This is a genomic window from Vagococcus fluvialis bH819 (assembly GCF_900163795.1).
GTDB classification, from domain to species: domain Bacteria; phylum Bacillota; class Bacilli; order Lactobacillales; family Vagococcaceae; genus Vagococcus; species Vagococcus fluvialis_A.
Window position 1 is genome coordinate 1 of the sequence record NZ_FWFD01000018.1, and the last position, 22,033, is coordinate 22,033.

Sequence of the window (22,033 nt, forward strand, 5' to 3'; positions counted from 1 at the left end):
GTGATACATATTTCAATAAAATGTACCAAAGAATTAAAGCTATGAATTATTCAGGAGATAATTATATAGATTATCAAGATTTTAAATCTACTTATCATTTATATGTTTTCAGAAAAAAGTAGTTATTTAAATGGTTCTGTTGCAAAGTTTAAAATGAAAAAAACTTTTACTTAATTGTTTTAATTCTATGATGAAATTCCTAATAATTGGTTAATCTCATAAGTCACTGAAAAGTCAAAGAGATTTCCGTCTCTTCGGCTAGTTTTATATAAAGCATGTATCGTTTCAATTCCTTTAATCGTAGTTGAGGCAGTCCTTATGGACTGATATAGCTTGTTCCTCTTCTTTACTGGTCGATGATCCTGCTCAATGATATTATTCAAATACTTACTCATTCGATGTTCTGTTTTGGTAAATAGATGTTCAAATTTAAGTCGATTGAAAGCGCAACTTAACGAAGGAGCTTTATCCGTAACCATTACTCTAGGTTCTCCAAATTGTTTAATTAACCGTTTAAAGAAAGAGTAGGCAGCCTGACTGTCTCGATTTTTTCGTAGCCATATATCTAAAGTTAAGCCTGAAGAATCAATGGCTCGATATAAATAGTGCCACTTTCCTTTTACTTTAATATAGGTTTTATCCATTCTCCATGAGTCACCAATATGCTTCTTTTTTTTCTTCCATAAGCAGTAAATAATCTGACTGTATTCTTGTACTCAGCGATAAATAGTTGTGTGACAAACATCAATTCCACGGTCATTCATGATTTCTGAAATTTCCCGATAACTCAGGTTATATCTCAAATAATAGCCAACGGCTATCGTGATAATATCTTTTTTGAATTGTTTCCCTTTAAAATGAGTCATCTGAAAGCTCTTAAATATTTTTCCTGATTTTAACTTAAACTAAAGCATTTGGAAAACTTTGCAACAGAACCGAAAAAACAAATGGGTATTCAATAGAGTATAATCAACTGATAATCTCTCGTTTGAAATCGAATATTAAACCAATAATATTAAAGAGTGAAACGGGTGATGAGGCAGTTAGTGCTATTCTTTATTAGTAAACATAGATGGTAGACAAAGTATTTATTAAACTTATACTTTGTCTTTTTTCTTGGTAAACTATAGAAAAGAAGTTAAATTAAAGAGCCAAAAAGATTGGATTCTAATTTATACAGCTCATCCTAGAAATCTGCTATCATTATTCTAAACGAAAAACAAACTAATTACTCTTAAGAGTAATTAGTTTGTTTTCAATCTGAAGAGAGATATACTCTCTCTTTTTCTATAAATATTTAATCAAATGTAATTGTATAGTCTGCTAAATATATATTTTTCAAACTAATTATATTAAATTACTTTATTTAACACTTGGAATAAGGTTATAATTATTTTTATAAAACTGATATATAGCAATAATAATTAAAGCGACTGCTCCACCTAATGCTATATATTTTAAAATCATGTATTGATTTGTTAATACATTAGAAGATTGTAATTGATTATTAATACCGTAAAAGGCCCATGCAATAGGTAAAGGAAATACAGCATTTTTAATTTTTAAAGTAATCAAATAAATTAAAATAACAGCAACTATTAAAGTTAGACTAGCCCAAAAATTTTCAGAAAGATAAAATCTGTTCCATTTCAATTTGACTAAGGTTGCTGATATATTTACAATAGTAGCAACAAAAATCCATCCTGCGTAGAATCCGAAAGTTATGGGAAGGAGTAATGTTTTTTTTGTATTAAAAGTTTCTATACTCTTTAATATTGATAATAGTGAAATTAGAAGCCCAAATATCAATAAGACAGATAATTCTAGTTGTAAATATGAAAATGAAATAATCCACAATATATTAAATAGACTTGCAATCCAAAACTTTAAAGTGATAGCATTAATAATTTTTTTATATTGAAGATCATTACTTTTAATTATCATCAAAATAATAGATACAATTAAAAACATATATATGATACCCCAAATACTAAATGTGCCTGGATTAGGTGTTATTAATGTTGGAAATTTATCTGAAACTTCTTTTTGAGAATAATTATTAATTTGACCACTTGCTCCAAGTGAATTGATTAATAATGTACCTATCAAAATGATAAAATTCCCAATTGCTTTTTTTCTTTCTACCATTTTTCTATCTCCTTCCAATATTATGTAATTAAAATATGTAATTAAAAAATAACTGTTTAACAATAAAAGATATTAATGAATAATAATGAAGTCAGAATTGAGTGTAATCGTATATTTTATTAATACATATATAATTATAACAGAGTGTCTTTCATAATGTCATTCGTAAATCAATTTTTGCAGTTAAAAAATTTTAGCAAACTGATTTTAGAAATTTAAGGTAATTTCATATCAAATTATCATGCTTAAGATTATATTTAGCTTTGTTTAACTTATCTTATGTAAACCAAATGATGAAAAAGGAATAATTAATTTATGATTCTAAGATGATTGATTACCTATTTAAAAATTATTAAATACCTTAAAGTAATCATCTGTGAATGTCTTTTGATAAAAAACTTTCTTTACATTTCAATAAAAAACAAGTGCTCAGAAATATCTGTATACACTTGTTTTTTATTATTTTATGTAAGCTGAGTCTTTTAAAAAATCGATAACTCTGGCTTTTAAAGAATCAAATTCCTCACCATTAGAATTTGAATTAACAACATCTAAAGTGAACTCTATAGCTACCTCATCAGGAAAATTAGTAGATTTCCCATTAATTCTTAGAAAAACAATCATCGCTGTCCAAGCCGTTCTTTTATTGGCATTGAAAAAACAGTGTTTAGTAGCTAAATTAATAAATAATATAGCAGCTTTACTGTAGATATCAGGATATATTTTTTCCCCGAATACTTCTTGTTTAGGTTGTTCTATAGACATTTGTAATGCAGAAGCGTCTTTTATTCCAATTTGTTCTTCTTTACTATAAGTAATAATCGATTTAGTATTTATACTAATAACATGTTTTGCGCTTAAGTAATTCATTGGTTGCAAACTCCTTCAGTTTTAAAGCTCAACCAACTTGCTTAAAAGACTATCATATTGATTCATAACTTCATCTATGATTTGGTCCACATCTAATTTAGGTTCTTCTTTTATTATAGTTACAGATTCTTCAGTCACTATAAATGATACCAAATCACCTTCAGATATTCCTAATGTATCCTTAACAATTGATGGGACAGTAACAATATCGCTGTTACCTGATTTTCTAATTTTATAAGCAGTCGATTTTTCTTCAATATTTTTAGTATTAATCATAATGTTACCTCCTATCCTAGTGTCCATTTTTAATTCCTCCTAATTAACTTAGAAATCTCCTTTCGTATCTTATCTTATATATATACATATTGCCATGATGCTCCTCTAATATTTCTTTTTAAAAAATTTTTTATAGAAACATTAGATTAATACTATAAACAGTATATCAACTCAAGTATATCTTTGTCAATATGTATATGTTTAATATTTTGTATATACTTATAAAAATTTTACTCAAATATGCTACTAAAAATAAGTGTTCAGAGAAGGGTTTTAAGCGATTCTAGAAAGTTTAGGTGAGTAGTTCTGTGTTAAAAAGCATTAGAATCCTCTTGCAGTAATTTTTGAAGAAATGTATCAAAGTTAATCGCGAAATTTTTATTTAAATATGGACTATTCGTATTTTGGTTTATAAAAAGCTCTTAGAAAAATTTGTTTTCCGAGAGCTTAGTATTATTAGTTTAGATATTACTTTAAATATAAATTTTTGATTCTGAATCAGACTATTTTATTAATAAAAAAGAGTGGTTATGGAGGAAACAGCTTTATGAGTTACAGGCTCAATAGTAACTGTTGTTTATTTTGATTTATAAATTTCATTATAAGACATATCCATCCCTCCCCTATCGTTAAAAATTTCATTATATTTTAACGATAGATTCTTAATTCATCAATTTATATAAAAATTTAGAGCTTATTTTGTCCAATGATATTCAAAGTAATCATAACGTGGTAAACAATGCACTTAGGGTACGACTACTTCAGATAAAGGTTTAAAGGAAGCATCATCCAAACCATATTCTGCCATTAATTGATTGACTACGTCTCTATTTTGGAAATGGTTATAGTTAACTCTTATCATTTTCATAAGATCAGCTTTAGTATGCTTATCAGTTTCAACTCTCCTTGCATCTTTCAAAAGTTGTTGTAAATTTACCTTAGAATAGCTACTATTACTCAATAAATCTGTATATAATTTTGATGTCTTTAGTTGCCCACCAAAGAATGTATTTACCTGCAATTGGCCATCCATTAATAGTTCGTTAACTTCTACCATATACCCACCTCCAATTCGTAAATTATTGCTATTTTCTTTAATAAGTACTTGTTTAATACTATTTTGTAGAATTTATTAAAATAAATTTCCGATACACATTGGAGACAACTAATAGTTCTTCGACTATCGTGTTTGTACTTATTTTATAAACTATAAATTACTATGTAATAAATACAAATTGTCCTTAATTAAAGAGAAAAAAGTTTTTTCATCAATCATTTTAATAGATTCTTGTTTATCATTAATTTTTATCGCTGTTTCTATTTTCTTAGAAGAAACTTTTTCAGTAAATAAATCACCTTGTAAATTACCTACTACCAAAATAGTAGTGCTTTTTGAAATATTTTTCTGTATTTTCCCACCAAGTGAAAAAACTAATGCTTGTGCTTGTTTTCTACTCATCGTTATTAAAGTTCCAGTAAATACAACCGTTTCATTTTTGATATTCATCAAAATCATCCCTTTTTAATGACATGTTTCTTCTATTATATAGCAAATGATTTTACTTTATTTTTGATTATCAATTTTATTGAGATATCTGTATACAGTAGTTCTAGAAATATTCCAGCTTTCTGCGATAGTTTTTATTGGAGTTCCACTATCTGCTAAAGTTTTAAGAAGCTCAACATCTTTTGAAGTAAGTTTTTCTGGTCTACCTCCAAATCGTCCTCTTGCTCTTGCAGCTTCTCTCCCAGCTGCAGATCGTTCAAGTATTAAGTTTCTTTCGAATTCAGCAAATGCTGCAAACAAATGAAACATCAGTTGGCCAGTCGAACTAGACTTATCCATAGTGATGTTTTCTTGAATACTATAAAAGCTGACTCCTCTGTCATTTAACTGATTAACAATAGTAATCAAATCTTGCATATTTCTTCCTAGACGGTCTAATCGCCAAACAACAATTGTATCCCCTTCTCTTGCAAAATCAATTGCATTTACCAATCCAGGTCTTTTACTTTTTGCACCACTAATTTTATCTGTAAAAATTTTTTGGCACCCTTCAGATTTCAAACTATCTTCCTGAAGATCTAAATTTTGTAATCCTGTTGAAACCCTTGCATATCCAATTTTCATAAAAGTCAGCTCCTTGTTAAATTTATTGTAACATAACTTAATTAGATAGCAATTAATGAACGTTGATTAGCGAATGGGTTAATGAACATTAAAGTGTCAAAAATATATCGAAAAAAGTAAAAAATAAAAAGTGTCCAGTATATGGTGATTTACTGGACACGTTTTTACATTCAAGACCATAATATTTTTAAAGTTATTAGTATTCTGAAATTTTTCTTCTTTTTAAAAGATTAGGTTCTAAAATAGGCAATTTCTTTATTAATTTGTTCTAGTAACTGTTTATTGTTTAATATTTCTATTAAACTTAAACCTTTTTCAATTTGAGAATTTTTATCACAAATAATACCATTTCTTATCATAGATAAAGATATATAATCAATTCTTTTACTTTCTAAAGACTTACTTAAAGAGAGGGATGAGAATTTTTTTGCTTGTTTTAATTCATTATTCATAAGAAATAATATGGTTAGATTCAAATATACAGATGTTTCTAATAAGATAATATTTGAAAAATTTTTATATTTATTTAAATTTTTTATTAACATATCACTAATTGTTAAATATGATTTTTTATCAAAAAAATGTAGGCAACAATTAATTATTTTTATATCTAAGAGTGTCCAGTTGTCTATAACGGACAATTCATTCCAAATATCTGCTGCATAAATTTTGGTGTAACAAGTAACCTTTTCATTTGAAGAATTATTTAAAAAGTTCAACATATACATTACATTTTTAATACACTTAATGGAAACACTGCAGTTTTCACTTAAGTATACTTCGCACTTTTTTATTATTTCATCATTAATTTCATTGTTTGTATTAGAAAATAAATTATTGAAACTCGTGATTATATCTTGTTTTTTATCATAAGAGTAACCATTTTTTATAAAGTCGAATTCTTCTAGAGTTAAATCAACAGCATTGAGAATATATTTAAAATTACTCATTGATAACACCATTTTTCCGTTTTCAAATTTTGATAAGGTTACTCTTGATATATGATTTTTTACAATATCATCTTGTGTAAGTCCTCTTGATTTTCGTATTTCTTTAAAAGTATATCCTTCGTTAGCCATATGAATCCTTCTTTCTATAATAAAATGTACTTATAGTTTACACTATGGTTTTAAATAATAACACAAGTTATAGTAGTTTATAGAGAAAAGAGAATAAAACGAGGTGTTAAAATGAGTTTATTGTTATTTTCAAACATAATATGGATAATTGGTGGGTAAAATGAACTAATATAATTAGAATTGGTTTTTAATAAGTTGATTAGCTCTCTTATTATATATTTTAATTTAAGTTCTATTTTTATCAACTCGAATGTGATTATTCTCACATTCGGGTTTGACAATAATCACTGTTATGAAGCGTTGTATTTCAATCTGAACTTGAAAGAAAGGAATGAAAATATGTATCTAACACTTGAATCGCCTAACTCTCCGTACTTGTATGATACTAATACTAATAAAATTATTCAAATATCTGAAAATATATGTACAAAAATTAATAACAAAGATTTTAGTAATAGTTCAGAGATTAGCATTTTATTAAAAGAAGGATTGCTGAAAGAAAATACTGTAAAAAAGATAATTCACCCTGAAACAAGGAATCTAGAGCATCACTTAAATTCAGGAATGAATCAACTTATTCTACAAATAACTCAGGAATGTAATCTCAGATGTTCATACTGTCCCTATTCTTGTGATTTAAACTCACAGAGATCTCATACTAACAAACGAATGAGTTGGGATGTAGCTAAAAAATCTATTGATTTTTTTTATTCACACAGTAAGTCAACAGATGAAGTAGTAATATCATTTTATGGTGGAGAACCCATACTTAATTTTAAATTAATGGAAAAATGTGTTGAGTACGCAAAGTTTGTTTTTTTAGGAAAAAATATAAATTTTAACATAACAAGTAATGGAACAATTTGGAATAAAAAAATAATGGCTTTCCTCGTAGAGAATGATTTCAGTATTACACTTAGTTTAGATGGTCCTAAAAAGATTCATGATAAACATAGGACTTTTAAAAACGGCAAAGGCTCATTTGATTTAATAATGAAATACTTATCAGATGCAATATCTGAACATGGTAAAACTTTAATAAATAAATTGTCAATTAACATGGTGATGGATCCTTCTAATGATTTTGATGAAATCAATAATTTATTTAAAAATAAATTATTAAAAGATATTAACTTACGAGCGGAGGTTATAGATGATGATTTTAGTGAGGAAAAAAATATTTATAGCGATGATTTTATTGAAAAAATCAGGTATCACGAGTTCTTATCAATTATAAATTACTTTCATTTAGTTAAAATTCAAGATACCTCTAAAATAACCGAATATACTCCATTGCTAATAGAAACTGATTATGAAAGATTTTTATTAAATTATGATAAATTAGATGAAAATTTTTCCCCTTCAGGACCTTGTATACCAGGACAAAGAAGATTGTTTGTAGATGTTAATGGTGAGTTTTTCCCTTGTGAAAGGATAAGTGAAAATAATGACTTTATGAATATAGGTAACTTATCTGAAGGTATGAATATGTGTAAGTCTAGTAGAATTTTAAATATTGCAACATTAACTGAAAATGAGTGTAAAAACTGTTGGGCTTTTAGATTATGCAATCACTGCGTAAAACTATGTGATGACAATGGTGTAATATCAAGAGAGAAAAAACTAGCTCAATGTTATGATACAAAAAATGGAGCGTATTCTATAATAAAGAACGCTATATTTATTTCAGAATTAAATAATCTATACTTAAAGGAGAGAAAACATGAAGAGAATAATCCTCTATCCTTGTGGTGAATCCGATACATTGTTTATTAAACATTTAGTTAAAACTTATTTAGATACAAATTTTGTTGTAATTAGTCCTGAGCAGTGGGAGAAGCCTGATGCAGGAATTTATCCGAATTTAATATATAGCACAGATTATAATAAATTTATGAAAGATGTTAACGATATATATATATTGGACAAAAAAGAAATACAGTACATGAAAAAACAGATTATTGAGTTGGTAAACAAAGCGAGCTCTCATAATAAATTAGTAACCTTTCTTTCTCCATTTGAAGAAATAGGAATAGAATCTTTGCATGTGAAATATATTGAAAATTTCCCCTTTAATTTTGATTCTAATAGAGATAAATTATACGTTCCTCAGGCTACAATTATTGGATTAGGAAAGCAAATTGAAGATTTAGATACTAGTCAACACTTATTTAATTTGATAGAGCAATTTTCAAAAAAAGGGTTAAATGTTGTAGTTATAAGTGAAAATAATAATTGTAAATTATTGAATAATTATTTCAAATTTCCTAAAAACTTTTTGCATGAGTTTCCCCTGTTTAATTCAATAAAATTACTTAATTCTTTTATTGAAGAATTAGACAATAAGTACGCTCCCGATATTATATTTATTGATATACCTAACTCATTAATCAAATTTTCTAATGATATAGTTGATGACTATGGTGTATCTTCATATATTATATCTCAATCTATAACTTTCGATTATTTTTTATTCCTAGGTACGTTAGATGTCAATTTTAATGAATTGATAAAAAAATTATCTCATGTTTTTGAGGTTCGGCTAAATATCAAAGTAGATCAATATTTATTAGTAAATAAATTTTTGGATATAGTTGATTATTCGGAAACAAAGAATATTAAATATAGAAATAATGATGAAAAAATAAATGCTGAACCTAGTCATCAAACAGTTAAAGTTATAGATGAGGATTTTAAATACGACTTAATAGTAGACGAATGCTTAAAACAATTAACTGCTTATTTACATATAGTATAAGGAGCAAACATAATGGAAAACAATTCATGCGCTATTCTAAATAAAATAAAAGATAAAAATTATATTTACGATGAAATAAAAAATTTACCTTTAACAGGTAAAATATTAGATTTATCAGCAATTGATTTAACATACTTGTTTCTGGAACTTGAAAAAAGTCTTAGTATAAACTTCTTAGAGGAAGATTTAATTAATTATAAGTTTAATACTTTAGAAGGTATTAACTTTATGATAAATAAAAAGAAAGGAGGAAAATAATATGAAATTAGGAAAAAAAAGAGACGTTGTTTACAATTCCATAGAGGCTTATGCTTGTAATTGTAATTGTAAAACTTCTTGTAGCTGTGGTTGTCTTTTTGGATGGACAAAATCTGGTAACAGAACAGGAACAGCATCAAGTGAACAATCAAGTTTAGCGACAGGAATGAGTTGGTCACCAAAAAAATAAGAAAGAAACCTCAGATTTTTCTGAGGTTTTATTTATATAAGTGAGGAAAGTATGATAAAAAAAATATTACTAGACGAGTTAAGAAGTATCTCTTTTAAAATATTAGTCTTGATAATTATAATTGCTACTTCTTTAAGATTAATAATTCCTTCAATAATCAGTAAAATAATTAATTATACAAACGAAGGTAAAGATATGATAGAAATAATTAATATATCACTAATTTCTATCGTAGTATTAAGTCTAATAGTCATATGTAATTTTTTGTCAGAAAAAGTGAGATTAAAAATTGTTAAAAAATTAAAAATTAATCTATTAAAGAAAGTATATAATAGGATTTATTTAAAAAATAATACCTTTTTTTCTAACAAAAATATGACTGAATTAACCAATTCTATTGAGCAAGATGTAGAAAGTATTACATCCTTATTTAGTTCTAATTTAATCAGTTCTATTGTTTATATACTTTTATGTATAGGAAGTATAATTATTTTATTTAGACTGAACATATTATTAACTATTTGTGTGATAACATTGTCACTCACTAAATTTTTTTTAGTTAGTAAATTCAGTAGAGACGTTCAAAATAATCAAATAAATATTTTAAAACTTTCAGAAAATTGGTATAAGTTTTTTGGTAGTATCTTTAACCATATCATGGACATTCGCTCATTTAAGGTGAAAAAAAGTGTTGAAGATTATTATTCTAAGCTATTAAACCAAAAAGTAACATTAGAAAACAAACAATCGTTAATTTTGGAACTATTAGGATATATAAATTCATATATTGATGAATTAACAACAATATCTATATATATTATAGGAGCGTATTTAATTTCCATAAAGAGTATTAATATTGGTACTTTAATAAGTGTGACTATATATGCTAGTTATGTCTCTAATCCTATAGATGTAATATCTAATATATATATCCAATTAAAGTCTATCCAACCTTCTTATTCTAGACTAGAGCATGTATTATTAGATGACACTTTAAAAGTAGGCCAGAAAAGTATTTCTAACATAGAAACTATTGAATTTGAGGATGTATCGTATTCAAGTTCTGAAAAAGAAATTTTAAGTAATATTACATTTAAGATAGAATCGAAAGAAAAAGTTGCTTTAATTGGTGGAAATGGTTCTGGTAAAACAACAATTCTCTTATTAATCTTGGGTATTATAAAGCCATCTAGCGGAAGTATAAAGATAAATAATATTAATATAGAAGAATTAGATATGGATACATACTGGAGTAATATATCATTTATAAAACAAAATTCACCAATGTCTAATTATTCTATTGTAGACAATATATATTTTTTTAGAAAAAGAAATAAAAAACAGTTGGATGATTTAATTTCAGATTTAAAGTTAGAAAATATTATCAGTAAAAAGGGATTTGATTACGCTGTTGGTGAAAATGGAGAGAAACTCTCAGGTGGAGAAAAACAAAAAATAATTCTTGCGAAATATAATCTTTTATTAAAGGATTTATTAATAATGGATGAACCAACTTCAAATATCGAAAAAGACTATATGAATATTTATCAAAATCTTATATTCAATAAAAATGAGAATAACACCGTAATATTAGTTACACATGATTATGATCTATTAGAAAATTTCAAAAAAATAATTTTGATACAAAAAAGTAATGCCTATTGTTTTGAAAATTATAATGATCTGAAAAGATTTAAATATTAATTCGATTCTATAATGAAATAAAGATTTATGTAAGAATATAGAATTTGTAGTAGAGACAAATTCTATATAAAGTATGGTTGTAAGAAATACGAATAAAAAGACTTCAGAGTGAAATGCGAATTATTTTAGTTAATCTTTTTATAAAAAATGGAATGTTTATAAATTTACTTTTATTTTAATGGAACTTAATAAGGAGAAACTCATGAAAGTAGCAATAATAGATTCACAGTTTAATAAAGATTCTTTTTACAAAGTTATTCACATTGATATATTTAATGATCAAGTATTAACGAATACTGATATTTATCCCCCCCCTTCTCATTGTGATATTTGTTTAGACTTGATAACATCAGAATTAATAAACAATAAAAATATTATCTTTTATTGTTTACCTGTATTGGATGATAAGAATACTACTTCTGTAGAGAAGCTTAAAAAAGCATTAAAATGGTGTATAAAAAATAATATTGATGTAATAAATTTAAGTTTAGGTACTATAAAGTATAAGGATATAATGAAATTACATTATATTTTAAATAAAGTAACAAAGAAATCTGTAGTATTTGCTGCTATGTCTAATAATAATAAATTTTGTTACCCTTGTTGTCACCCCCAGGTTATTGGAGTCGAAACACAACAAAGTGAATCTGGAAAAATAGTTACTGTGTCAAAAAAAATAGGTGTGAATTATTCTGTCAGATATGGATTAAATCAAAAGTTAAATGTTTTGAATAATTATTATAGAATTACTGATAACAGTTATGCATGTGCTTATTTGTGTAATCTATATTTAAAAAGAACTGAGATTTAATTCAGTGTATTAGAAATAAAACAGTATTTATGCTAACCAGGTTCAAACAATAAATAAGTTATCTATTATTATGTGCATATGTGGACTATAATTAGGTATAAAATATAAAAAAATTTACAGGAGCTCAAAAAATGAAAAAGAAGTTATTAGTAGGAACATTTTGGTTATCCTTTGCTAATCTTACATCAAAAATATTAGGTATTATTTATATTATACCTTGGTTAGCTATGATGGGAAGCCAGCAAGATAAGTTAGAAGCTCAAGCTTTGTATAATGTAGCATATGTACCGTATGCTTTGTTTCTCACATTAGGGACAGCTGGATTTCCAAGTGCTATTGCAAAACAAGTGGCAGAATATAATGGGAGGAATAATTTTCGAACCAGCCTTAAAGTCTTAAAAATTAGTGGATTACTAATGACCTTTACAGGAATCATATCCGCTATTATGATGTATATTTTAGCTCCTACTTTAGCTCAAAACAGTCCAGTAAATAATGTTGAGGATGCTATTTTATGTATACGTTCACTCTGTCCATCTTTAATAATTATACCAATTTTAAGTGTTTTTAGGGGATTCTTTCAAGGAAACAATGATTTAAGGCCATTTAGTTTATCTCAGATTTTTGAACAATTAGGTCGGATTATATTTATTTTAGGATTTACTTATTTTATATTACAGATAAAAAATGATAACATTGCTCAAGCTGTTAAACTAAGTACTTTTGCTTCATTTATAGGTGGGATGTTAGCACTTATATATCTTATTTTTTATGTCTATAAAAGACGTTTGATATATCAAGTTAAATTAACTAATAGCTTGCCTGTACTGTCAATTTCAACTAAACAGTTGATTAACTCAATCGTGAAGGAGTCAATTCCTTTTGTCATCATTGGTTCTGCAATTACAGTAACACAGTTAATTGATCAGCTAATGTTAAAAGAATTACTAATTATAAAAGGGGATTATACTTTAAGGACTATTGAGTCTCTATTTAGCCAATCTTCTGCAAATCCTAATAAACTAACTGCATTAATTATAGCATTGGCTGCTTCTGTTGGAGGAGCCTCATTACCATTAATTGCTGAAATTGGTTGTCGAAATCAATATGAGCTAGAGAGAGCTGTTGCTGATAGTCTGAGAATGACCTTGATGATGCTTTTACCTATGTCCATAGGCCTCATGATACTATCACAACCAGCTTATCGTCTTATTTTTGGTCCTGATAGACAAGGTGGTAATTATTTAGTTGTAGCAGTTGTAGCAGCCATAATTTTTTCTTTATTTGCCACTGTATTTACTATAATACAGTCTCTTGGAGAACATCGTATAGCGTTAATATATTTTTGTATTGGAATTTTAGTTAAGATTATATTACAAATACCATGTATTTATTATTTAGAGGGTTATGGAGCAAACATTGCTTCAGTCATTTCATTTGGATTAGTAACGATATTGGCCTATAGAAGATTAACTGGTAAATATAAGATAAAACCATTATATTACGTTCGTTCGAATATTATTCGAATTATTTTTGGGAGTTTTATAATGGGAATTATTTGTTTTGTTTCTGCTCAAAGCTTACGTCAATTCTTTGATATAAATTCGTGGTTATCGAGCTTTATTTATTCTATTATTGTTGCGAGCATTGGAGTAGTTGTATACTGCGGAATTGTTTTTAGAAAAACTGCCCATAATTACTATCTAAAGCTAAAAGAATATTTTTAAGTTTATGACCTGCGACAGTAATCTATCTTTTAAATTATTTCTTTAATGTATATAGAATCTAGAAAAATGAGTGTAAGCCAACAGGAGTTTTAAGAAAGAATAAGAAAAGATTGTTATACTGTTACCAAAATTAATGTTAGTAAATTAAAATAATAAATAAAGTATTGAGAATGATTAATGCATAAAAATTAGGATAAGCACTATGTTAACCAGGTGATTAAATAACGATAAAAGGAGTTTTAAAGAATGAATACTGCAATGCAAAAAATTAATTTAAAAGAATTTGCTGATTCAAAAAATGTAACTGTTAGACAGATTACTGAAGGAACAGGTATATCAGAATCAATTGTTAATAGCATGTATAATACTGGTGAGTTTGATGGCAATGATATTAAAATAAATGATATTTTAGAAATTATGGATTTTTTAGGAATTGAAAAGGTTAGTTCATTAGTTCCTAGAATAAAATAAAAAAGTTATTAATCGGCTCCCAAGCGACTATGATAGTTTGAGAGAACATTTATCTAAAAAAAATAGACCTATCAAGGATTTTTCGAGTCATTCCGTTTAACAGTCGAATGGTTTACTCACACTTGATAGGTCATTTAATTATTAGTAAGGATTTTTTCAAATTCCCACGCCTTTCTGATCTTACTTCTAGAACTCTTAATCCTCCAACACGTAACCTACTTCGTACGTGTTAATTAGTTTCCCTTTAAGTTGCTGCGTTCACTATTTGATTCAACAATAAACTTTAAGTATTAAAAACTAATCATGGGAATTTATCGTTCCTTACACTTAATTTATACCATAAAAAGAAAGCGTTATCAAATGAAAAGACTTACCTTCTAGAATTAATGAGATTTTCTACATATGATTGTTACCCATAATAATAGGGTAATGGATATGTTATAATAATTAAGCTGTCTTCCTTTTGGCTGAAATCTTCAGCAAGAAAGGAGGCTATATCATGTATTATCTCTTAGAGCTCTTCATTTCGATTACGGCAAATGTAACCGCACATTATATTTGTAAATGGTTTGAACGAAATGACAACGATGACAGTAAGCCTGCCCGTTAATCTATATAGAACGTAAAAAAAGACCAACAGCCCGCCAGCTGTTGGTCTTTTGGCATTAATATCATGCACTATCTCTTTGTAAATAAATTATATCATATATATTTTAAAATAACCAATTTGTTACTTTTTCAATTTAACAAACTCTCCCCTACTCATTTGATAAGCAGCATTATATTTAGAATTTACACAAATATATATAGTGAAAAGTAGCTGGTATTATAAAAGGCAATTAGAGAAATCGCAACGAACTATAAACTATTGACAAGTGTGTAAATATAAGAACGAACACAATATGTATTTGTTCTGTTTGATCAATTCAAAATGGCTATAAAGGTGCTACTTTTATTGCAATATTTACCATGCCCTCAACCCCTAAATATGAATTTGTTGAAGGTATTGGGGTTATATTTAGTTTGTCATTAGTATTGAATTACAGTCAAAAACTTTTTTATAAATTATAAAATATAAATTGTGATTTATAAATAACAATTTGTAAATACGTATATTCAAAATAAATCTTTAGCTGCCACACTTTTTGCAATATTACCGAAATATTTTTTTACTTTAGTATAGGGTTGATTCTTTAAACTCTTCCTAATGAATAATCTTTTTTTATTTATAATCTGTAAATAAACTTACTATAGTCTTTAATTCATTGATAGAGAGTTGTGCAACTAACATCATTACTAAGAACGGTCCTCATTCCTATAAATTTACTGATTACTTAAGTTACAATTGAAAACTATTTTTTTCTGGGTTATTTATAATTAGCATCAAAATTTAACTAATTTCTCTATTTTTTGATTAAATTAGGTGCTGAGAGAATGATTCTAATGCTTTTAAATTATTTAGGATTGATAAATCTATTTAAACCTTTTAATAGTGAACTATCAAAGTCAATTGATTTTTAATTAGTAGAAGTTAGAAATGAGTTTTTTTATAAAACACTTTGATTAAATTATAAATAATGAATGGGAACTCAATCATATTATATCTTAAACAATATCTTGACGTACTATTACTGATCTGATTTTTGGAAAAAATTATATATTTTTAGTTTAAATGATTATAATTTATAATTTACTTTTTATAATTTATATTTTGTAAATTATAAAATTGGTTTTAAAATATTTTTTCACCTTTTAGTAGGTTAAGTAGGACTGCTTGATTTAATATTTTGGAAACTTTGTTATATTTTACAGCAAATATAAATCATAAAAAGTAAATAGTACTATATTAATTGATTATCAACTTTAATTATTAGAAAGGAGATTTTACAATTTATAAAATATAAATTATAAATTGTAAAAAAAGAAAGCCTTTAAGCTTTCTTTTTTTTCTCGATTTTTTTCTCTAATTTAAATTTTTCATTTTCAATTTTTCTAGATAAATTTTTATCATAAATTTGTTTCTCGTCATAACTAAATCTACTAGTTCTTTCATGAATAAGCTCTTCTAAAAGCTCATATGTATAATCATTATCTGTAGTATCTAATAATGCCATATATTCACACCAAACTATTGCAGGAATTCCAAGTGATTTGTTGTTCGTTTTTAAAATATCTTCTTCAACGGTAATATTACTTAATAATTCTTTATTTCCAGCAGTAAAAGCGCTTTGTGGTTCAGGAACTTCTTTTCTCTCTTTAGAAGGTTTTCTATTTTTATTAAAACCAGCTACTTGTTTAGTATTATTATTCATTTTTCATTATTCTCCTTCAAACATCATTACTCTTTCTAAAAAGTTTATTGCAAGTGGTTCAAAAACTTCATTATATGCTTTTTCATCCCAGTATGTATCTGTGTTTAAACCAGTCCTAGGTGTTGTTTGAACTCTTTTGGTAAATGGAATGATCTTATTAAAGAAGTTTTGTTCTCCAAACATTTCAACAGCATCATCAACAACTGTTGTATCAATTGACCCTTTACTTAAGTGGTTTGGCAAAATACCAACTACTTCAGTTTCTAATCCAAAGTTCTCTATTAATGGAGTTAATTCTTCATTAATGTAATCTTTGACACCATCTAAACTATCAGGTTGAGTCTGAAAAGCCATGATAAGATAGTCAGATGCGTAAGTGGCATTTCTAGTAAAGTCTGACATTGTTGGCGGTGTGTCAATCAAGATAAAATCATAATCATTCTTTATTGGAGAAATTAAATTTTTAAAAACACTAATTCTATTTTGTTCAACTTCTAAGTAATTAGAATCTAAACCTTCTATTGAATCGCCATATAAACGTGTTAAATACTTTGGAAAATTTTTGAAGTCGATATGTGAAGGTATGCAATATAAATTATCAATAATATCTACTACCAAACCGCTTAAATCCTTTTCTACTATACCAGCCATCATAGTTTTTTCCAAAATGTAAATATCATCATCATCTGAGTAATAGTTTTTTGTTAATAACATGGTCTTAGTGGTATTTGCTTGTGGATCAGCATCCACTACCAAAACTTTAAAACCCAGTTTTGCTAGAACGTAAGACAGATATCTGATAATAGTTGTTTTTCCAACTCCACCCTTTGAATTTGCTACTGTTACAGTAATTGGTCGTTTTAATACATTTCTGTAGTTTGTAATTGTTTCTAAATATTCAGCATTAATTTCCATAAATATCCTCCTCGGTTATAAACTATAAAATGTAATTTATAAAATGCAATTTATAAAAGTTGTTTATATTATTGTACCACTAACGTTTTTAATGTCAATTACAATTTATATTTTATATTTTATAAATTGTAAATTATAATTGAGAACCCGTAAAATGTTTACTTTTTAAGAAAAATACGATATTTTGTTAGTGTGAAATACTTTTACTAGTCAAAATGATTAGTAAAGTAGAGCTTTACAAATATTTTTTTTTAGTATAGATTTAAAACCAAAATAAAAAAACTTAGACAATCAGAACGGGAATTCTGTTTTTCTAAGTTCAATTACTTTTTTACGGTTCTTTGGAAGAACTGCTATTTATCTATATTTATTACACTGATAATAGCAATTTTTTCGAAAAAAATCAAGGTAAAAAGGCTTATTTCCTATACTCTTTTTTAAAAAGTAAGCCTGTTTTTCCAATTTTTTTAGAACCGATTCATCTTTTAAGGGATGAGTGGGTTCTTTTTTAGGTTTTAGAAGGGAGGATATCAGGATGTCGCAAGCTGAAAAATTAATTGAATTGATCGTTAAGAACGGACTAACAACGTACAAAACTAAAAATAGTCGTCATAAATATATTCAAGAAACACCAGTTGTTAAAGACAAACAGGGTGTTGTCTTTGGATTTCGTACCAAAGAGCATATGACTGATTCAAGAGGGTTTATCATGAGTTCATTGGAAAGTGTTCTTGAGAATCAAGAGAAATTATCACATTGGACTCCTAATATTTTCTCATACGGTGGTTACCACAAACAATCTGTTTATGGCCACTCTGAAGATAATTTAATTCGTTTGAATTGCTTTGTTTTAGATGTTGATACGAACAATCCTAACTTTTTAAATGACTTGATGATAGCAAGTATTGATACAGACGAACTACTACCAACAGCTATTTTAAAAACACCTAAAGGCTACCATGTTTACTACGTGCTGGAAGAACCGATGTTTGTTTCATCTGCCAATAATTATAAATCATTAAACGTGGCTAAGTTGATCTCAAGCAACTTACGACGTTCTTTTGCGGAACAATTACCTGGTATCGACGTGACGTGTAATCACTTCGGTATCTTTAGAATGCCTACAAAACAAAACTTGATTCACTTTGAACCAAACTTTGTTTATTCGTTTAAGCAGCTAATGAACTGGTCCATGAAATATCAGGACAAAATTAGTTTTGAATTCACTTTAGATTTAAAGAAAAAGGCAAAAACTGTCAGACAAGTTGACGAATCTTGGTATAGAGAACTAATGAATACAGCCAAAATCAGAGGTAACAAGGGAGAAATAGGGCGAAATAACACTATTTTCACTTGTTCTTTGGCTTGCTATTCAAGTGGTTTGTCTTTTGAAGAGTGCTACGATGAAATGGATCAGTTTAATTCTGAGTTGAAAGACGTTAACGGTCATTCAGCTAGTTTAAAAGATTCTGAAGTGGTAAAAATTATTAAGTCTGCGTACAGTGGAAAATACACTGGAGCAAGTAAAGAGTTCATTCAGGAATTGCTTAGTTTGTATACTGGTTCAACTTATAATCCTAGCGTGCGTCAGAATGGCCGTGTGGCACGTGAAAAATGGGTAAAACACGCAAAACCTAGAGAAGAAAGACAAAAATCTCACTACAAAGAATGGGCTGAAGATTTAATTAACTACATCAACGAAAAAACATCTTCCGCAAGACCATATATTCAAACAGACCGAGAAACAATTTGTAAAGCTCTAGGTATGCCTGAAAGCTCTTATAAAGATTTAATGCGTCAACTGAAGAAAGAAAAACGTCTTTACGTTGAATCAAAACGTGGCCGTAATGGCTATACAAAATTAGCGACTAAAAAATCTATGGCCGTGACATTAAAAAATAAAAAGCAATTCCTGTTTAATCACTATATGGACGTTCTGAAGCGTTACTTTGAGGATAGCCCTATGCTAGTTCGATTTGCCAAAAACATTGAATTTAAAGAGACAAGAGACCACTCAGAAATCCTTTTATTTGAGGGAGTTACTTAATATTTTTAAATGGACGAACTGCCAAATACATAATTCTAGAATCCTGTTTGTTGGTTTTAGATGTTTAGAAAAGATATTTATAAAGAGTGAGCCGGTTGCTTTAGCAACATTTTTTAGGCGAGAGTTTTCCTTAGAAAACGGCTGGTGTACCAGGTAGCTGAAAGCTACAGGCGAGACTTTAGGCTCGTTATGTCTTTTAGTGAAGTAGCGTTTACTTTAGGATGAGGTTGGAAGTAAAGAGGAATATTTTATTTTATGTTATTAAAGTTAGTTGATGTCATGTTATTTTGTTGCGTGTTGTTTTAAAATTTAATAATTTTAACTATGGTTAATCTTTTTATTTAAAAATGATTAACTATTTAAGAAATGGGAAAAAAAGAACACGAATTATGCTGTTTTTGATTAACTATTAGCGAATTTTTCCGATACTAATTAAGGAGCAGTGAACTTAGCGATTAAGAGACACTTAAAAAACTTTTGTTATTTGAGTGCTTGACTTTAAAAATGTGGTAGGTTATCTTGTAAACAGGTAATGATTTTGTCGAACTATAAAATTATACAAAAAAAGAGCCCTACCAAAGTCTCGTCGTTGAAGATGTTTATCGACATCTTCAAGAGTCATTGACAATGATAGGTTCCAGTTAAGACTAAACTATAACCAGTCTAAACGGAGTTGCTCTTTGATGTTGCAGTTTATAGCCACAACATTAATAGTATAACAGATTGACACTTTTTATGTGTATTTTTTCTTTGTATTGATATTCAAGGAATAATGAACATGTGAAAAATGTATCTAATCTATTTTTGTTGGGGTATAAGCAGTGTCAGAGGGAGAATTCACGTTTAAGTGGGTTCTCCCTCTTTTTTGTTTTATTTTCGCTAATTCAAGCCTAGAAAGGAACTAGTGATATGAGTGGCAAAGGGATTAACTATTTCTTGTGAACAGCTTCATCATGTGACAACGGATGTTAAATTATTCAATGGTCAAGTATGGGAAATTAGAAAAGGTGGCAATGCTTTTCGGTTTACAACTCATTTTGTAAATGGAAATCGTTCGAAACGTGTTTATTTTGAAGCTTCGAAATTAGAAGATATTTTTTCTAAAATAAAAATCCTTTATGACAAAAAAGGACGCGAAGTTGCTTCTCGTTTGAATGAAAACAGCCGATTGTTAACGACACGTCACAACAAAGTTTGGTCTTACGCAAAAAAAGAGCAAAAACAAATAGATCAGGCGTCTATGTTGTATGTGCTGGTTGAAGCAATTAGATATAAAGAATACAAAGAAACCATTCAAAATTATTGGGAAATGAACGAAAAACAAATGAAATAACTGTAGCAAACAATTGTGTTTGTTACTTGGATATGTTGCTTAGTGTATGAAATTTTAGACTTTTTTTGTTTGCTAAATTCATTAGCAAACTTAGTTGTAAAGCGTTAATGACAAATGCCTACAACGCCTAATTGAATATTAGTTGGGTTTTAGAACGCCCCTTTAAGCTTATCAGCACGGCTACTAAAGAGCTTATCGTAACCAGCAAACAAATAAGACTGGTGTCTGCCGAAAACATAGAAGGATTTGCCATGACCTATCATGATTGAATTGATAAGGAGCAAATATTCTGCCTTCTTAGGAGTTAGATTTCTCCGATTGTAAAAATCTTGCGAATGTATTTAGTTCTAACTTTTCTAATTTAGTAAACAAAAGGTGTCTAATAGACAACATACAAAAGTATAAAATGTTGAAAGGAGAGAGTTTTTATAAATAGTCAAAATAATTGTAAAACTCTGTTTTTGACAGTTGGAAAAGAAGTAACGTTAACTTTTACAAGAAAGAAAAAAAAGTTAGATCGCTTAGTATCAGTTAATTTAAGCGTTAATAAACTCTATGAACTTATGAATAATGGGTTAGTAGATAAAGATGGCTTTTTAGAAATCAGTAGAGTATCACTGTTAACACGAAGTAACTTTAAAACAACTGTTGTGATTGATAACGTGAAAACAAAGGCTAACTGTGAAGGAAAAGATATTTTTTTAGATGGCGATTTCCAGTTATTTGTTGAAGAATCGCAATATATAAGCAGGGATGATTTATATGTTTTAAGTAGAAAAAATAGACAAACTTATGAAAAGGAGTTAAGACCATGAATTTAACAGGATTTGTTATTGTTTATCTAGTGGCTTATGCAGTAGGTAGAGTAATTTATAAGAAGTATATCGCTAAGAAAAAGATTGAGAAATAAGCATTAATAGATGATAATACTATTGTGACGTTGTTATTTATATTAATTAGAATAATGCTGTTAAACGTTATTCTAAGATAATTAGAACTAATT

At 27.5% G+C, this 22,033-nt stretch carries 20 protein-coding genes and 1 pseudogene; 11 read left to right on the plus strand and 10 right to left on the minus strand.

What is annotated here, in order from left to right; genetic code table 11:
• Nucleotides 1-185: 185 nt before the first annotated feature.
• The 8 genes and pseudogenes from FM121_RS12895 to FM121_RS12930 form a co-directional block, all read right to left on the minus strand.
• Nucleotides 186-866, minus strand: a pseudogene (locus tag FM121_RS12895) (IS6 family transposase).
• Between the two features lie 496 nt (nt 867-1,362).
• Entirely contained in the window at nt 1,363-2,148 is a 786-nt protein-coding gene (locus FM121_RS12900; protein WP_086952598.1) for a tryptophan-rich sensory protein, read from the minus strand.
• A gap of 459 nt (nt 2,149-2,607) precedes the next feature.
• Complete coding sequence (locus tag FM121_RS12905) at nt 2,608-3,018, minus strand: type II toxin-antitoxin system death-on-curing family toxin (protein ID WP_086952599.1); 411 nt, start codon at nt 3,016-3,018, stop codon at nt 2,608-2,610.
• A 21-nt stretch (nt 3,019-3,039) separates the two neighbouring features.
• Nucleotides 3,040-3,294 (minus strand): AbrB/MazE/SpoVT family DNA-binding domain-containing protein, encoded by a 255-nt coding sequence (locus tag FM121_RS12910; protein WP_179203878.1) that lies wholly within the window; start codon nt 3,292-3,294, stop codon nt 3,040-3,042.
• A 745-nt stretch (nt 3,295-4,039) separates the two neighbouring features.
• Complete coding sequence (locus tag FM121_RS12915) at nt 4,040-4,351, minus strand: hypothetical protein (protein WP_086952601.1); 312 nt, start codon at nt 4,349-4,351, stop codon at nt 4,040-4,042.
• 150 nt (nt 4,352-4,501) lie between these two features.
• Complete coding sequence (locus FM121_RS12920) at nt 4,502-4,801, minus strand: BRCT domain-containing protein (RefSeq protein WP_086952602.1); 300 nt, start codon at nt 4,799-4,801, stop codon at nt 4,502-4,504.
• A gap of 57 nt (nt 4,802-4,858) precedes the next feature.
• Complete coding sequence (locus FM121_RS12925) at nt 4,859-5,425, minus strand: recombinase family protein (protein WP_086952603.1); 567 nt, start codon at nt 5,423-5,425, stop codon at nt 4,859-4,861.
• A gap of 230 nt (nt 5,426-5,655) precedes the next feature.
• Nucleotides 5,656-6,504, minus strand: coding sequence for an Rgg/GadR/MutR family transcriptional regulator (locus FM121_RS12930; protein WP_086952604.1), 849 nt, complete (start codon nt 6,502-6,504; stop codon nt 5,656-5,658).
• A gap of 339 nt (nt 6,505-6,843) precedes the next feature.
• Here FM121_RS12930 and FM121_RS12935 point away from each other — a divergent pair, with 339 nt between their 5' ends.
• The 8 genes from FM121_RS12935 (at nt 6,844) to FM121_RS12970 (ending at nt 14,423) form a co-directional block, all read left to right on the plus strand.
• Nucleotides 6,844-8,259, plus strand: coding sequence for a radical SAM protein (locus FM121_RS12935; protein WP_086952605.1), 1,416 nt, complete (start codon nt 6,844-6,846; stop codon nt 8,257-8,259).
• Complete coding sequence (locus FM121_RS12940; protein WP_086952606.1) at nt 8,228-9,262, plus strand: hypothetical protein; 1,035 nt, start codon at nt 8,228-8,230, stop codon at nt 9,260-9,262. The genes FM121_RS12935 and FM121_RS12940 overlap by 32 nt, the downstream gene beginning before the upstream one ends.
• Before the next feature lie 12 nt (nt 9,263-9,274).
• Nucleotides 9,275-9,520 (plus strand): hypothetical protein, encoded by a 246-nt coding sequence (locus tag FM121_RS12945; RefSeq protein WP_086952607.1) that lies wholly within the window; start codon nt 9,275-9,277, stop codon nt 9,518-9,520.
• Between the two features lies 1 nt (nt 9,521).
• Nucleotides 9,522-9,710 (plus strand): CLI_3235 family bacteriocin precursor, encoded by a 189-nt coding sequence (locus tag FM121_RS12950; RefSeq protein WP_086952608.1) that lies wholly within the window; start codon nt 9,522-9,524, stop codon nt 9,708-9,710.
• Between the two features lie 51 nt (nt 9,711-9,761).
• Nucleotides 9,762-11,414, plus strand: a complete 1,653-nt coding sequence (locus tag FM121_RS12955; RefSeq protein WP_086952609.1) for an ATP-binding cassette domain-containing protein — start codon at nt 9,762-9,764, stop codon at nt 11,412-11,414.
• Nucleotides 11,415-11,616: 202 nt separating this feature from the next.
• Entirely contained in the window at nt 11,617-12,225 is a 609-nt protein-coding gene (locus FM121_RS12960; RefSeq protein ID WP_086952610.1) for a S8 family serine peptidase, read from the plus strand.
• A 131-nt stretch (nt 12,226-12,356) separates the two neighbouring features.
• The gene (locus FM121_RS12965; RefSeq protein WP_086952611.1) at nt 12,357-13,952 is read left to right on the plus strand and encodes a putative polysaccharide biosynthesis protein; all 1,596 of its coding nucleotides are present in this window, start codon (nt 12,357-12,359) and stop codon (nt 13,950-13,952) included.
• A 246-nt stretch (nt 13,953-14,198) separates the two neighbouring features.
• Nucleotides 14,199-14,423: a hypothetical protein gene (locus FM121_RS12970; RefSeq protein ID WP_086952612.1), complete on the plus strand. Its 225-nt coding sequence runs from the start codon at nt 14,199-14,201 to the stop codon at nt 14,421-14,423.
• Between the two features lie 1,931 nt (nt 14,424-16,354).
• On the opposite strand, the gene FM121_RS12975 is transcribed toward FM121_RS12970, so the two are convergent.
• Together FM121_RS12975 and FM121_RS12980 are read right to left on the minus strand one after the other, a co-directional pair.
• Entirely contained in the window at nt 16,355-16,735 is a 381-nt protein-coding gene (locus FM121_RS12975) for a hypothetical protein (protein ID WP_086952613.1), read from the minus strand.
• A gap of 6 nt (nt 16,736-16,741) precedes the next feature.
• Nucleotides 16,742-17,650, minus strand: coding sequence for a ParA family protein (locus tag FM121_RS12980; protein WP_086952614.1), 909 nt, complete (start codon nt 17,648-17,650; stop codon nt 16,742-16,744).
• A gap of 535 nt (nt 17,651-18,185) precedes the next feature.
• Here FM121_RS12980 and FM121_RS12985 point away from each other — a divergent pair.
• From FM121_RS12985 to FM121_RS12995, 3 genes are all read left to right on the plus strand, one after another.
• Complete coding sequence (locus FM121_RS12985) at nt 18,186-19,697, plus strand: primase C-terminal domain-containing protein (protein WP_086952615.1); 1,512 nt, start codon at nt 18,186-18,188, stop codon at nt 19,695-19,697.
• Nucleotides 19,698-20,610: 913 nt separating this feature from the next.
• Nucleotides 20,611-21,030, plus strand: coding sequence for a hypothetical protein (locus FM121_RS12990; RefSeq protein ID WP_086952616.1), 420 nt, complete (start codon nt 20,611-20,613; stop codon nt 21,028-21,030).
• A 461-nt stretch (nt 21,031-21,491) separates the two neighbouring features.
• Nucleotides 21,492-21,845 carry a hypothetical protein gene (locus FM121_RS12995; protein ID WP_233637820.1) on the plus strand — a complete coding sequence of 118 codons (354 nt, stop codon included), beginning with the start codon at nt 21,492-21,494 and terminating at the stop codon, nt 21,843-21,845.
• Nucleotides 21,846-22,033 lie beyond the last annotated feature (188 nt).

Excerpts from the sequence above, each read along its gene's own strand:
- FM121_RS12905 (WP_086952599.1), bottom strand. The coding sequence starts at position 3,018 with ATGAATTACTTAAGCGCAAAACATGTTATTAGTATAAATACTAAATCG.
- FM121_RS12955 (WP_086952609.1), top strand. The coding sequence starts at position 9,762 with ATGATAAAAAAAATATTACTAGACGAGTTAAGAAGTATCTCTTTTAAA.
- FM121_RS12945 (WP_086952607.1), top strand. The coding sequence starts at position 9,275 with ATGGAAAACAATTCATGCGCTATTCTAAATAAAATAAAAGATAAAAAT.
- FM121_RS12950 (WP_086952608.1), top strand. The coding sequence starts at position 9,522 with ATGAAATTAGGAAAAAAAAGAGACGTTGTTTACAATTCCATAGAGGCT.
- FM121_RS12925 (WP_086952603.1), bottom strand. The coding sequence starts at position 5,425 with ATGAAAATTGGATATGCAAGGGTTTCAACAGGATTACAAAATTTAGAT.
- FM121_RS12985 (WP_086952615.1), top strand. The coding sequence starts at position 18,186 with ATGTCGCAAGCTGAAAAATTAATTGAATTGATCGTTAAGAACGGACTA.
- FM121_RS12970 (WP_086952612.1), top strand. The coding sequence starts at position 14,199 with ATGAATACTGCAATGCAAAAAATTAATTTAAAAGAATTTGCTGATTCA.
- FM121_RS12975 (WP_086952613.1), bottom strand. The coding sequence starts at position 16,735 with ATGAATAATAATACTAAACAAGTAGCTGGTTTTAATAAAAATAGAAAA.
- FM121_RS12940 (WP_086952606.1), top strand. The coding sequence starts at position 8,228 with ATGAAGAGAATAATCCTCTATCCTTGTGGTGAATCCGATACATTGTTT.
- FM121_RS12965 (WP_086952611.1), top strand. The coding sequence starts at position 12,357 with ATGAAAAAGAAGTTATTAGTAGGAACATTTTGGTTATCCTTTGCTAAT.
- FM121_RS12900 (WP_086952598.1), bottom strand. The coding sequence starts at position 2,148 with ATGGTAGAAAGAAAAAAAGCAATTGGGAATTTTATCATTTTGATAGGT.
- FM121_RS12920 (WP_086952602.1), bottom strand. The coding sequence starts at position 4,801 with ATGAATATCAAAAATGAAACGGTTGTATTTACTGGAACTTTAATAACG.
- FM121_RS12980 (WP_086952614.1), bottom strand. The coding sequence starts at position 17,650 with ATGGAAATTAATGCTGAATATTTAGAAACAATTACAAACTACAGAAAT.
- FM121_RS12915 (WP_086952601.1), bottom strand. The coding sequence starts at position 4,351 with ATGGTAGAAGTTAACGAACTATTAATGGATGGCCAATTGCAGGTAAAT.
- FM121_RS12930 (WP_086952604.1), bottom strand. The coding sequence starts at position 6,504 with ATGGCTAACGAAGGATATACTTTTAAAGAAATACGAAAATCAAGAGGA.
- FM121_RS12935 (WP_086952605.1), top strand. The coding sequence starts at position 6,844 with ATGTATCTAACACTTGAATCGCCTAACTCTCCGTACTTGTATGATACT.
- FM121_RS12960 (WP_086952610.1), top strand. The coding sequence starts at position 11,617 with ATGAAAGTAGCAATAATAGATTCACAGTTTAATAAAGATTCTTTTTAC.
- FM121_RS12910 (WP_179203878.1), bottom strand. The coding sequence starts at position 3,294 with ATGATTAATACTAAAAATATTGAAGAAAAATCGACTGCTTATAAAATT.